The sequence below is a fragment of the Facilibium subflavum genome (assembly GCF_003574485.1).
Taxonomy (GTDB): domain Bacteria; phylum Pseudomonadota; class Gammaproteobacteria; order Francisellales; family Francisellaceae; genus Facilibium; species Facilibium subflavum.
This window is the reverse complement of sequence record NZ_QLIT01000242.1, coordinates 1-12,220: the sequence shown is the minus strand read 5'-3', so window position 1 is coordinate 12,220 and position 12,220 is coordinate 1. Positions and strand designations below refer to the sequence as shown.

Below are 12,220 nucleotides of genomic sequence, written 5' to 3'. Positions count from 1 at the left end.
AACTAATATTTTTACTAGGCACTACAAATTGACCTTTTTGGAAGACAAAAACCCTTATAAAATAAGGCCTGAGCAAAAATATCTTTCTTCAAACCTGTGGATAACTTTGAAAAGTGTCAAAGTCGGGAAAATATAGCAAAAGAAGATCCGAAGTGGCGGCTGTTTAATCATTACTATGAGCATACTGCTATGATTCGCGGGAAAAGAAGCAGTACATCTCTAACTGCTAATGAGATCTTTCTTACATTGACAGACCGGTTAGAGAGTTATGATGTTGAATATTAAGCTATACAACATCATAAGGCATCAGCATTATAGTTGATAACACCAATGCCAGGGTTCATAAATAAAGCCTTTATCATTGTTTTTTGGATAGCTTAGGATAAATGAAAATTGATGTGCATTTTCCATTAACCAGGTAAAAGCTTGGGTTTTTTCAAAATTTTCTGTGAGAACTTCACTTTCACCACTTGTCGTTAAATCCAGTGCGCAGCCTGTATGGTGCTCGCTAAACCCAGGTAAAGCCGAAACCTTGATAATGTCGGTTAATGCCTGGCCGGATTTAAGCTTGCGTTTGATAATCTCAGCTTGATAAGCATAGCTTCGAAAAGCAGAAACAATTTGTAAATCAATACCTTGTTGCTGTGCGCTTGATTTCATTAATAACCATTGCTGATAAGCCTTGTGATGCATTTTAATCTCTCGGTTAAATACATCAACACCCGCATCGATTAGCAGCGCCTTAGGGCACTCTTCAAATAAAGCATTTTCAGGGGTAATGTTATCGATATTAAGAGATTGGTATATTTGCTTTAATTTTTCCATATGATAAGTCTCTCAGTCAAACTGGCCGCTTTATCCTTTTTTGGTCGTAGTAAAAAGCTTTCTAGTGACGGTTTTCATTGGTTCAGACAATAATTCCAGCGGTGTTTTTTCAAATCCTGGCATTTGGGAGCTTATGCTTTTAATCTCAACACTATCCAGTAACTGGTTTGTTTTTAGATCGTAGATTTTTAATGTGATCGATACTTTTGCAGGCACGCCAGTCAGTAGTGTATAACTGTCCGTCCAGTTAAGTATTCGTGGCAAAATAAAGTACTGGTAACCTTTTGATTGCGCCTGAAGATATTCATTTTGAGCACTTTGATAATCCTGTGCATAATCAAATTTACTAAAACATGCTTTGAAATTATCTTTTAATAGGTTCATCACAAGCTTGCCACTATCAGGATAGCTGTGATATTCATCATTTCCATCATTAGGATAGGCAAGATAAGCAGATGCTTTTGGCGAAAGCTTTGTTGTATTATCTTCGTAGACAATCTTATCTTGTTGTGCACCAACGGTTTTTTGCATTGACCCGGTGATAATCTGATGGGTGCTTGCACAACCACTAAGCGTGAGTGTCAGGAATACGGACACCCCAACAAAGAATAGTGTAAGAATTCTCCTTTGATATTTCATGATTTTTAATACCATCGTCACATCTTCTTTATATATTTGATTTATCACAGGTGACTAATATAGGCAAAATTCTGCAATAAATTTTTTTTGTCGTATGTATATCATACAAATCTTATTATATAGTGCAAGCTTTTCTCACTCTATAATGTTGGCAATGCGTTATAAATAGTCGCTATTTCAAGCCCAATGACGCCGATTGCTGCGCATAAAATTACACTTAAAAAAATACGGCTTAATAGATTGTTTGTCTGGGTTTTATTACGAATAACCCAGGTCATCGCGGCAGGTAAACCAATTAATAAGATGGCAACAAAAATACTGGCATAACCTAAAGCCATGCGAAAGCCATTTGGGTAATAGATAACAAACAATAATGGAGGCAGGAAAGTAATAACGAATACAGCAAGCTTGTTAATATGTGTTCTTCGCTGCAAACGGTATGTATCACGGTTGAAATCAAATAAACCAAGTGTCACCCCTAAAAAGGATGTGGTGACAGCAATGGATTCAAATGCATAGGCAGCATGGCCGATAAAGCTGCTGTTATAGGCAGAGATGATGCCAGCAGTAACGTTTTCTGAGTGAATGATTTTAATAAATCCATCATGGCCATATAAAGGGATACTGCCAAGTGTTGAAGCAACCCAGATGATATAAATTACAAGCGGGATGAAACTGCCAATGATAACGGCTTGGCGTAGTGTTTTTCGATTGGATTCTACATAGGTCCTTAAGGTTGGTATGATATGATGAAAACCAAAAGAGGTGATAAGAATTGGAAAAGTAATCCAAATATAGTGAACATTATGTGTTGTGATATTAAGGTAGTTTGCTTTGACAGCTGGTAAGATGGCAAAGGCAAAAGCAAAAAATGAGATGAATTTTAAAAACATCAGTACCTTATTGGCCTGGTCAACTGTGGTGGTTCCACAATAGACAAAAAAGCCAAGGATCAGGATAAATAAAAGACTATTTAACCAGTCTGGAGTATGGATATTTAACATGGAAAATCCACTTGCCACAAGGCTGCCACCACCTGCTGAATAAGCTGCAGTTAAAGAGTAAAGTAATAATAAATAAGCAACCCAGGTAATACTTTGTCCCAGAGGTCCAAACGTATTATAAGCCATGCGGCTAAAATTTGTACCATTTGGCATGGAAAGGTTAACATCAACAAGCAGCAGTGCAGTTTGCATCATAACAAACCACACAATAATCAGCAGTAGACATGCAAGCCAAAAACCGTTTGCCGCAACCGTTGCAGGAATAGCAAGCATGCCCGCACCAATGCTTGTTCCAGTGATGATCATCGCTGAACCAAAGCCTTTTGAAGAAAAAAACATAGATAGGTTATCCAAAAATAATTTTGTTTATTGTATCCATTGTTGTACTCATAAGCAATTACAACATTTTTGTTTGTTTTGGGAATAAGTATATCTACATTAAGCGTTGCAGAGTTTTTTTGCTAAATATGAATGTTTGGGGTGGCAGTTCCAATGAACTTTCATATCTTTAATGGACGGTGTTAAAACAATTGTATTGCCATTCATATTATCAATGACCTGATTGGCGGTGAAAGTAATAGCACCAGAGGAGTGGACAACAAGTATGCCATAGTTATCAACTTTTGTAGTGTAGGAAGAAAGGCCTGATATCACTTGGGCATGTTTAAAGCCACGATTGATAATTTCATTTGTTACTTTATTCTGTGCATCATTAAGAGCGGTTATTGTTTGTGCTGTTTTTGAATGGTCAACAAAGTTGGTATACATAGGGATCGCAATCGCAGTTAGTACAGCAATCACTGCGATCACAATCATCAACTCAATCAGTGAAAAGGCTTTATTATATTGTTGCATTTGCGAAATCTTCTTGTTATTAGTCTATATACTAAGTCTACATGCTGATTATAATTTAATCAAAAAATAACGGCTTTATATGACTAGGATATTGTTGATAATTTATTGAGATATTATGCCTGTGTTTACTGTATAGTGACGATATAAACTTTCTTTTTCTGATAAATAAAAAAGCGCCTTTTAGGCGCTTCATATTAAAAAGAAGATCAGGAATTGTTTTATTTAGGCACTAAATGGTGCACATGGGTCGGTTTCATCATAATCACCACTGCTGCCACATGTCCAGGTTAAACCATCTGAGCCAATTGCTGGGGTTAAAGTAATGGTATTGTTGTTTAAAGCATTATCAGTAAAGGTATAAGTGATCACACCAGAAGAGTTTACTGCGACACCACCATATCTTCCTGTTTTGGTCCCGCCAGAAGTACTGAGTCCTGATAAATTGCCACCATTTGCATTGACCTGGTCGGCAACATAGTTTTTATCTGAGCCAAGAAAAGAATAGGCTTCGGCAAGCTTTGCCCGGGTGACATAATTGGTATACATCGGTACAGCAATGGCTGTTAACACCGCAATAATGGCGATCACAATCATCAACTCAATCAGTGAAAAGCCTTGTTGTTTGCCATAGTGTTTTATACTTTTCATTATCATTCTCCTATCTTAGCTGGGGGTGTGGAGGATTCAAAACTAATCCAATCAACACGTTGTATCGGATAATTAGAAATTAGTTAAATAAGGGAATATTTTCAAGTTTCTTTAATGTAAAAGCGGTATAAAGTGAAAGGATTATAGGAAAACGCGCAAATTGCTTACAAAATATACAGAAATGTCGCACAAAATATGATGATTTTTTAGTATGATGCACAATGAAAAAATGATGATGACATGATGCGCTTTCCGTTTAAGGAGGGAGGAGGAAGGAAGTGCGTATGCACCATGTCATCAAATTGGTTCACACTATACACCTTTTTTACAAAAATGGAAGCTTTTTATTCTTGTTAGAATTCAATTAAGCAAAATCTTGTTTACCTCAAGAGAAATCTATGTAAGTTCACTATAATGGAAATAGGTTGATATATTTTATGAAAATGGTGGGTCGTGCAGGATTCGAACCTGCGACCAACTGGTTAAAAGCCAGCTGCTCTACCGACTGAGCTAACGACCCAAACTGAAAACACATTATAGGGAATGTATGTTTAATTGCAAGCCAAACGAAACAAAAAAACAAAAAAACTCAGCATTTAGCATGGTTGAAGTGTTAATTGTTGTGACGGTTATTGCTGTTATTGTTGCTGTTGCTTTGCCTTTGAGTATTGGTATTCTTGGCGGAAATCGTGCCCAAAGCTATTTACACCAAATAAAAAGTGCACTTGAAATAGCACGAATTACGGCTATCTCTAAAAATATTTCAACAATTATGTGTCCAACATCAAATGGTACTGCTTGTGCAGCAGTAAGTAATGATAATTGGGCGAATAATCAAGTGATGGTTTTTACAAGCTCAGCAGGAGACCCTAGTGATGTTGATAATATAATCACGATTATTCAGGCGCCTGAAAATGGAGAGTATGTCAAATGGCAAGGTGCTTTAAATCTTGATTATATAGAGATACGTGCCAATGGTTTCTCCGCAACAAACGGGACAATGACTTATTGTGCAAAGCTTGACAGCAGTGGCCAGTTTAAAACAAACCAGGAACTTGTCATCAATCAAACAGGCCGTGTGATCATGAATTATTTGTCTACACCACAATCATGTTAAAAACTGATGTAAAAATATTATTGCTTCTAAGCATACATTTGTGGCAAAGTAAATCTTTTGGTATAGCTTAAGGTAATTGTAGGTAAACAATTAATTGAGCTTTTTGTATTACATTAATGATAGTGAGAAGAAATATGGTGTCACAAAGAATTCCAATGACAGTGGCAGGTGAAGCAGCACTAAAAGCTGAGCTTAAAGACCTAAAAAGTGTGCAACGCCCAAGGGTGATTGCTGCGATCGCGGAGGCACGTGAGCATGGTGATTTAAAAGAAAATGCCGAGTATCATGCCGCACGTGAACAACAAAGCTTTATAGAAGGACGTATTAGTGAGCTTGAAAGTAAGCTTAATAATGCACAGGTTATTGATATTGCAAACATGCAAAATACTGGCAAGGTTATATTCGGTGCAACGGTTACATTGCTAAACGTTGATACAGAGACGGAAACGGTTTATCAAATCGTGGGTGAAGATGAGGCGGATATCAAGCAAAATAAAATATCGGTAAGCTCACCTTTAGCGCGTGCACTTATTGGTAAACAAGAAGGTGATGAAGCCATGGTGAAAACGCCTGGAGGCACGGCAGATTATGAAATCATTGCAGTTGAATATAGGTAATGATTGTATCTAATTTATGAATTATTTATTACTATTATCGATTGGTGTTATTTGGGGGGCGCAATTTGTTCTTATTGATGTGTCTTTACAAGCGTATACGCCTGAGCAGTTAGCGCTTTTAAGAACGCTGTATGCGCTATTATTTTTAATGGTGTTTTGCTGGATTGTCAGACCTCAAAAATATCAAAGAAGTATAAAAGCCTGGCTGAAAGTTGCCTTGGTTGGTATATTGGAGGTCGTTTTTCCTTTTGCCTTGGTGATGTGGGGGCAACAATATGTTTCAGGTAGCATGGCAGCAATTTTAATGGGTACCATTCCCTTTTTCACCTTGATTTTGGTGATGTTAACAAAAGTCGAACGTGCCACAGGCACTAAATTTCTGGGCATGCTTGTCGGGTTTATCGGGCTTGTTATTTTATTTGCCCCAGATCTTATTGCAAGCGGTGTAACTGGTGGAATCCTGCCTAAGCTTGCGATTTTATTAGGTGCACTGTCTTTTGCTGGTGCTTTAACCGTCATTAAAAGCATGCAAGGTGAAAATGCTTTTTTATTGTCTCGAGATGCTTTTTTTATTGGCACGATTATTCTGATATTGGTGAATTTATATCAAGGAAATCTCACGGACTTACATTTTCCATTAGGCGAAAGCCTTGCCTCTTTAGTGCTTGGGATATTATGCTCTGGCGTTGTTTATGTCCTATATGTCAGTTTAATCAAACGTGCCGGTGCAGGTTTTTGCTCATTATCTAATTATTTAGTGCCACTGTTTGGCAGTCTTTTAGGTGTTTTGATTATGGGGGATCATCTGACAGCCAATATGATTTTTGCCTGTGTACTTATCCTGTTATCGATTGCCGTTGAGCCGTTGGTCGGATATGTATATAACAGGCGAAAAAAGCGGTTATTTCATGAAAGTACAAAATAATAAACCCAAAGCCATTACTGTTAGTGGTATAGTCTCCTTTTAGAAAAAATGTGCCTGTAGTATACTTAAGCCATATTATTTCTAAGCAGGTGGATGTCAGATGCCAGATTATTTAATCAAAGGTTCAACGGTTGTTAATGAAGGTAAAAGCTATATTGCTGATGTACTGGTTCAAGAAGGAAGAATTGCCAAGGTAAGCCAGCATATTACTGCCAAAGAAGGTGTTCAGGTGATTGATGCTACGGGATTGCACTTGTTTCCTGGAATGATTGATGATCAGGTACATTTTCGCGAGCCTGGATTGACACATAAGGCTGATATTGAGTCAGAATCAAAAGCCGCGGTTGCCGGCGGAATCACTTCATATATGGAAATGCCAAATTGTACCCCGCCAACCTTAACTATCGAGCGTTTAGCCGATAAAAAAGCATTAGCAGCAAGTAAATCACATGCTAACTTTGCCTTTTATCTGGGGGCGAGCAATGATAATGTTGATCAGTTAAAGCGCCTTGAGCCTAGTGATGCCTGTGGCGTGAAAATTTTTATGGGTGCCTCTACTGGGAATATGCTGGTTGATGATATTCAAACGCTTGAGCAATTTTTCCGCCAATGTCCGATTTTGATTGCGACACATTGTGAAGACACACCAATGATTACCGAGAATGAAATTAAGTTTAAACAAAAGTATGCAGAGGATATCCCATTTGATCTGCATGCGGATATTAGAAGTCGGCAGGCGTGCTTAAAGTCATCAACTTTGGCCGTTTCCTTAGCAAAAAAATATAATACTAAACTGCATGTTCTACACATCACAACCGAAGATGAATTGTCTTTGTTTGATCATCAAACACCGTTAAAGGACAAGAAAATCACGGCAGAAGTGTGTGCACATCACCTGTTTTTTTCACGTAAGGATTATCAAGACAAAGGGGCATTGATCAAGTGCAATCCTTCAATTAAGGAGGAATCAGATCGCCAGACGCTGTTAAAGGCTGTGAATAATGACACGATTGATGTTATTGCCACAGATCATGCGCCACATACCTGGGCAGAAAAACAACAAAGCTATTTCAAGGCACCATCAGGGCTGCCATTGGTGCAACATGCATTGATTTCGCTTTTGGAACATTACCATCAAGGGATATTGTCTTTAGAGACAATTGTACAAAAAACCGCGCATGCACCAGCAATTGTTTATCAGGTTGCCAAACGTGGATTTATTCGAGAAGGATTTTGGGCAGACTTAGTATTGGTCGATTTAAAAGCAAAAAATATCATTACCGATGAATCCAGCAAATATAAATGTGGTTGGACGCCTTTTGCTGGTAGTTGCTTTTCATCAAAAATCAGTAAAACATTTGTCAATGGTGAGCTTAAATACAGTGAAGGGAAGACCGTATCAGATAAACTAGGCCAGGCACTGGCATTTGAACATGATTTTTAATCAACACAAACAACAAAGGATAAGAAATGTATTTTCAAAATTTAAACGTAGATGATGCACATATTGATTTTCAAGGTATTGTTGATGGGCTTTATTATCCATTTTATATGGAAAAAGTACGACATGATTATCTAAAAGATGCTTTTGGTCTTGATATTGTTGAACAAGCAAATAAAGGGAATCTGTTTGTTTTAGCCTCTTATGAGATAAAATTTAAGCACTCTTTAAAAAAGGGCGATGCGTTAAAAGTAACATGTCAGCTAAAAGAAATTAAAGGCGTTAAGTTTATTGTATATCAGGAGATTTTAGTTGATGGAAAAGTCTGTGCACAGGCTGAGTTTATCGTTACTTGTGTTCCTAAATCAGGTGGCAGACCCTTTATTCCTGAGGAAATCAAACAAAAATCAGCACAAATAGCTGATTCTTGATTGCTTTTTACTTATCGTTTGTTGTTTGCAAATCTATTTGTCTTACTTTAGAATAAGGCAACTTCAACAGATGTGTTTTTTTCATGATACCAGCAAAGCTTATTTTACAGACCGGAGAAGTCTTTGAAGGCAAATCGCCTGATTGGGTCAAGGGCATTAATTTTGGTGAAATTGTTTTTAATACGGGAATGGTTGGTTATACCGAAGTCTTAACCGATCCTTCCTATAAAGGGCAGATTGTATGCTTCACTTATCCGATGATTGGTAACTATGGGGTTGAGGCGCAATCACACTGGGAATCTGATCGTATTCATGCCGCTGGGATTATTGTTTCAGAGCTGGCCCCCTTTTATGCAAGAAGCCAGGGTGAGCAATCTTTACAGGATTGGTGTAAAAAATATAATACCCCCATTATCGCTGATATCGACACTCGTGCATTAACAAAGGTTTTACGTCAGCACGGTGTTGTTGCCGGTGCAATCGTTGTGGGTGATCAGATGCCAACAAGCTATCCTGATATCAGTGCGCTTGATTTAGTTAAAGAAGTGACGATTGACTCACCTGTTAGTATTGGTAAAGGTCACAGAAAGATTATTGCTGTTGATTGTGGTATGAAAGCCAATATCTGGCGCTATTTGTGTGCATATTCACAATTAACTATTAAGCGTGTGCCTTATGACTATGATTATACCGGTGAGGACTATGATGGGGTGTTTATTTCAAATGGCCCAGGGGATCCAAAACGTTGCCAGATTACGGCAGATATTCTACAAAAGGCGATGCAAAAGCACCCACAAAAACCGATATTTGGGATTTGTTTAGGTGCGCAAATCATGGGGATGGCAATTGGGGCAAAAACCTATAAATTGAAATTTGGTCATCGTGCGCAAAATCATCCTTGTTTGCTTGAAGGCACCAACAGAAGTTATCTGACCTCGCAAAATCATGGCTTTGCCGTTGATGAAAAAACAATGCCAGATCAGTGGCAGGTATGGTTTAGGAATTTAAATGACCAAACCGTCCAGGGCATTAAACATGAAAGTCTGCCGTATTCGGCGGTACAGTTTCATCCAGAGGCAGGCCCAGGCCCTGTGGATACAGTGTGGTTATTTGATCGGTTTGTTGATCAAATAGCAAAAAAATCAGAAGCAGTTTGTAACATATCTTCATAGAAATTCTTTACTTTCTTCCATATAAATCTCGCTAATTTAACCAGGTATTTGTTATGATAGAATGATCATCACAATCGCTTTATTTTTTCGGTAATATAAATTTATGAGTCAAATGGATTTATCCTTTGAAGACAATGAGCAGCAGACTATTAGTGAGTTTACGCGCCAGGCATATTTAAACTATTCAATGTATGTTATTTTAGATCGCGCCTTACCACATATCGGTGATGGGTTGAAACCGGTACAGCGTCGAATCGTTTATGCGATGTCTGAGATCGGATTATCAGCACTAAGCAAGCATAAAAAATCGGCACGAACGGTTGGTGATGTCTTAGGGAAATATCATCCGCATGGCGATAGTGCGTGCTATGAAGCGATGGTTTTAATGGCGCAGAATTTCTCTTATCGCTACCCTTTGATTGATGGACAAGGCAACTGGGGCTCTCCAGATGATCCAAAATCTTTTGCGGCAATGCGTTATACCGAATCGCGCCTGTCAGCTTATGCTGAGACCTTGCTAAGTGAATTAAAGCAGGGCACGGTTGATTGGGTAGCTAACTTTGATGGCACATTGCAAGAGCCAAAGCTTTTGCCAGCACAAGTCCCCAATGTCTTATTAAATGGCAGCATGGGGATTGCCGTTGGTATGTCAACCGATATTCCCTCGCATAATTTAAATGAAGTGATTGATGGTTGTTTATATTTGTTGACGGGTAAAAATCACACCTTGGATGCGCTAATGAATCATATTCCAGGCCCTGATTACCCAGCTGGCTGTGAGATTATCACGCCATTAGAGGAGCGCAAAAGGGTTTATGAAACTGGTGCAGGCAGCTTAAAGCTTCGAGCGGTATATCAGATCCAAGAAGGCAATATTGTAATTACACGCCTGCCACATCAGGTCTCAAGTGCTAAAGTTATTGAGCAGATTGCCGGACAAATGCAGGCCAAAAAAATTCCATGGCTTTGTGATATTCGTGATGAATCTGATCATGATGAGCCGGTAAGAATTGTACTGGTACCACGTTCTAATCGAGTGGAAACTGATACACTAATGCGACACTTATTTGCCACGACCGAGCTTGAAAAAAATGTGCGAGTCAATCTTAATATGATCGGCTTAAATGGCAAACCACAGGTGAAGTCATTAATGGAGATATTATCTGAATGGTTGGCATTTCGAACACAGACAGTCACACGTCGTTTGGAGTTTCGTCTGGATAAGATTCTTGAGCGTCTGCACTTATTGGATGGTTTTTTAATTGCTTATTTAAATATTGATGAAGTCATTGCCATTATTCGCTATGAAGATGACCCCAAAGCGGTGCTTAAAAAGCGTTTTGACTTAAGTGATGCCCAGGCTGAAGCTATTTTAAATTTACGCCTGCGTAATTTGGCGAAATTAGAAGAGATTCAGATTAAAAAAGAAAAAGAAGCTTTGGAGAAAGAAAGGGATGAGATCATTTCTTGTCTTGAAAGTCCTGTTAAATTAAAGAATCTCATTAAAAAAGAGCTGCAGTTGGCGGCAAAAAAACATGGTGATGTACGCAAATCTGCTTTAGTCACAAGACCTGAAGCCAAAGCATTGAAAGAGGTTGATTTACAACCGGTCGAAAATGTCACGGTTGTGTTATCAAAACAAGGCTGGGTGCGTGTGGCAAAGGGGCATGACATTAACCCTGAAGGCTTAAGCTATAAAACAGGTGATGGCTATTTTGCTTCAACACAAGGTAAAAGTAATCAATACTGCTTTTTCTTCTCCAATAAGGGTAAGGTTTATATGCTGTTATCTGCAGATTTACCATCAGCGCGAGGCCAGGGTGAACCGATTACTGGGCATATTCGCTTAGATAGTGATGAAAAAATCACAAGCCTTTTATTTGCGAGAAATCACGATGAGATTTTAATGGCCTCAAGCATTGGGGATGCATTTATTGCCAAGGCTGAAAATATTTTCAGTAAAAATAAATCAGGCAAGCAGGTGATAAGCCTTTCTAAAGCAGGCATGATCTCACCATGGAATCTTGGTGCGGCTTTTGATGGTGTAGTGGTTGCGATTTCAAATCAAGGACGTTTACTGGCGGTTGATATAAGTGAGCTGCCACGATTAAATAAAGGTAAAGGAAACCGTTTGGTGAATTTGCCAAGTCATGTGGCAACCGGTGAGAAGTTAATATTGGTTGCCGGGGTATCTGCACAACAACATTTAATTATTTATGCTGGCAAGCGACATATGAAACTCGGCTTTGAGGATATAAAAGCCTATCAGGGTAAAAGGGCAACACGTGGAAAAATACTGCCACGGGGCTTTCAGAATGTTGATCGTATTGAAATTGGTGATTTGACTTAGTTATATGAGCCCATCCATCTAACTGTGTAAATTTTTCATAGCACTTAAATTCTGCCTTCAAATTTAATTAAAAAATGCGGCATTGCTTCACTCCAACTTCTAATTGGCATTGTCCATTTTTTTGTCATATAGTCAATTGCCAAAAACAAGGTTTTAAATACTGCATTATCATTGGGGAAAGAACGTTTGTTTTTGT

Annotated in this window: 12 protein-coding genes, 1 tRNA gene and 2 pseudogenes; 7 read left to right on the top strand and 8 right to left on the bottom strand. The window is 38.4% G+C overall.

The window, feature by feature from the left end; translation table 11 throughout:
• Positions 1 to 312 precede the first annotated feature (312 nt).
• The 7 genes and pseudogenes from DNK84_RS12260 to DNK84_RS12235 form a co-directional block, all read right to left on the bottom strand.
• Positions 313 to 825 carry a M15 family metallopeptidase gene (locus DNK84_RS12260; protein WP_119344774.1) on the bottom strand — a complete coding sequence of 171 codons (513 nt, stop codon included), beginning with the start codon at positions 823 to 825 and terminating at the stop codon, positions 313 to 315.
• Between the two features lie 30 nt (positions 826 to 855).
• Positions 856 to 1,479 (bottom strand): DUF4823 domain-containing protein, encoded by a 624-nt coding sequence (locus DNK84_RS12255; protein WP_119344773.1) that lies wholly within the window; start codon positions 1,477 to 1,479, stop codon positions 856 to 858.
• A 125-nt stretch (positions 1,480 to 1,604) separates the two neighbouring features.
• Positions 1,605 to 2,807 carry an amino acid permease gene (locus DNK84_RS12250; RefSeq protein WP_119344772.1) on the bottom strand — a complete coding sequence of 401 codons (1,203 nt, stop codon included), beginning with the start codon at positions 2,805 to 2,807 and terminating at the stop codon, positions 1,605 to 1,607.
• Between the two features lie 99 nt (positions 2,808 to 2,906).
• Positions 2,907 to 3,236 carry a pilin gene (locus tag DNK84_RS14860; protein WP_407920624.1) on the bottom strand — a complete coding sequence of 110 codons (330 nt, stop codon included), beginning with the start codon at positions 3,234 to 3,236 and terminating at the stop codon, positions 2,907 to 2,909.
• Positions 3,218 to 3,323, bottom strand: a pseudogene (locus DNK84_RS15115) (prepilin-type N-terminal cleavage/methylation domain-containing protein); the annotation flags it as partial. The gene DNK84_RS14860 and the pseudogene DNK84_RS15115, both read right to left, overlap by 19 nt.
• Positions 3,324 to 3,545: 222 nt before the next feature.
• On the bottom strand, positions 3,546 to 3,971 hold the full coding sequence (locus DNK84_RS14850; protein ID WP_162902443.1) for a pilin: 426 nt from the start codon (positions 3,969 to 3,971) through the stop codon (positions 3,546 to 3,548).
• Between the two features lie 444 nt (positions 3,972 to 4,415).
• Positions 4,416 to 4,491, bottom strand: a tRNA-Lys gene (locus DNK84_RS12235).
• Between the two features lie 27 nt (positions 4,492 to 4,518).
• Here DNK84_RS12235 and DNK84_RS12230 point away from each other — a divergent pair.
• From DNK84_RS12230 to parC, 7 genes are all read left to right on the top strand, one after another.
• Entirely contained in the window at positions 4,519 to 5,088 is a 570-nt protein-coding gene (locus tag DNK84_RS12230; RefSeq protein WP_119344771.1) for a GspH/FimT family protein, read from the top strand.
• 134 nt (positions 5,089 to 5,222) lie between these two features.
• Positions 5,223 to 5,705, top strand: coding sequence for a transcription elongation factor GreA (gene greA / locus DNK84_RS12225; RefSeq protein ID WP_119344770.1), 483 nt, complete (start codon positions 5,223 to 5,225; stop codon positions 5,703 to 5,705).
• 16 nt (positions 5,706 to 5,721) lie between these two features.
• Positions 5,722 to 6,630: a DMT family transporter gene (locus DNK84_RS12220; protein WP_119344769.1), complete on the top strand. Its 909-nt coding sequence runs from the start codon at positions 5,722 to 5,724 to the stop codon at positions 6,628 to 6,630.
• Positions 6,631 to 6,730: 100 nt separating this feature from the next.
• Positions 6,731 to 8,074 carry a dihydroorotase gene (locus tag DNK84_RS12215; protein ID WP_119344768.1) on the top strand — a complete coding sequence of 448 codons (1,344 nt, stop codon included), beginning with the start codon at positions 6,731 to 6,733 and terminating at the stop codon, positions 8,072 to 8,074.
• Positions 8,075 to 8,100: 26 nt separating this feature from the next.
• The gene (locus DNK84_RS12210; protein WP_119344767.1) at positions 8,101 to 8,502 is read left to right on the top strand and encodes an acyl-CoA thioesterase; all 402 of its coding nucleotides are present in this window, start codon (positions 8,101 to 8,103) and stop codon (positions 8,500 to 8,502) included.
• An 83-nt stretch (positions 8,503 to 8,585) separates the two neighbouring features.
• Positions 8,586 to 9,674, top strand: coding sequence for a glutamine-hydrolyzing carbamoyl-phosphate synthase small subunit (carA, locus tag DNK84_RS12205; protein ID WP_119344766.1), 1,089 nt, complete (start codon positions 8,586 to 8,588; stop codon positions 9,672 to 9,674).
• A gap of 103 nt (positions 9,675 to 9,777) precedes the next feature.
• Positions 9,778 to 12,024, top strand: a complete 2,247-nt coding sequence (parC, locus tag DNK84_RS12200; protein WP_119344765.1) for a DNA topoisomerase IV subunit A — start codon at positions 9,778 to 9,780, stop codon at positions 12,022 to 12,024.
• 44 nt (positions 12,025 to 12,068) lie between these two features.
• Here parC and DNK84_RS15240 read toward each other — a convergent pair.
• Positions 12,069 to 12,220: pseudogene (locus DNK84_RS15240) on the bottom strand (IS256 family transposase); the annotation flags it as partial.

Excerpts from the sequence above, each read along its gene's own strand:
- DNK84_RS12260 (WP_119344774.1), bottom strand. The coding sequence starts at position 825 with ATGGAAAAATTAAAGCAAATATACCAATCTCTTAATATCGATAACATT.
- DNK84_RS12255 (WP_119344773.1), bottom strand. The coding sequence starts at position 1,479 with ATGGTATTAAAAATCATGAAATATCAAAGGAGAATTCTTACACTATTC.
- DNK84_RS12250 (WP_119344772.1), bottom strand. The coding sequence starts at position 2,807 with ATGTTTTTTTCTTCAAAAGGCTTTGGTTCAGCGATGATCATCACTGGA.
- DNK84_RS14860 (WP_407920624.1), bottom strand. The coding sequence starts at position 3,236 with ATGTATACCAACTTTGTTGACCATTCAAAAACAGCACAAACAATAACC.
- DNK84_RS14850 (WP_162902443.1), bottom strand. The coding sequence starts at position 3,971 with ATGAAAAGTATAAAACACTATGGCAAACAACAAGGCTTTTCACTGATT.
- DNK84_RS12230 (WP_119344771.1), top strand. The coding sequence starts at position 4,519 with ATGTTTAATTGCAAGCCAAACGAAACAAAAAAACAAAAAAACTCAGCA.
- greA (WP_119344770.1), top strand. The coding sequence starts at position 5,223 with ATGGTGTCACAAAGAATTCCAATGACAGTGGCAGGTGAAGCAGCACTA.
- DNK84_RS12220 (WP_119344769.1), top strand. The coding sequence starts at position 5,722 with ATGAATTATTTATTACTATTATCGATTGGTGTTATTTGGGGGGCGCAA.
- DNK84_RS12215 (WP_119344768.1), top strand. The coding sequence starts at position 6,731 with ATGCCAGATTATTTAATCAAAGGTTCAACGGTTGTTAATGAAGGTAAA.
- DNK84_RS12210 (WP_119344767.1), top strand. The coding sequence starts at position 8,101 with ATGTATTTTCAAAATTTAAACGTAGATGATGCACATATTGATTTTCAA.
- carA (WP_119344766.1), top strand. The coding sequence starts at position 8,586 with ATGATACCAGCAAAGCTTATTTTACAGACCGGAGAAGTCTTTGAAGGC.
- parC (WP_119344765.1), top strand. The coding sequence starts at position 9,778 with ATGAGTCAAATGGATTTATCCTTTGAAGACAATGAGCAGCAGACTATT.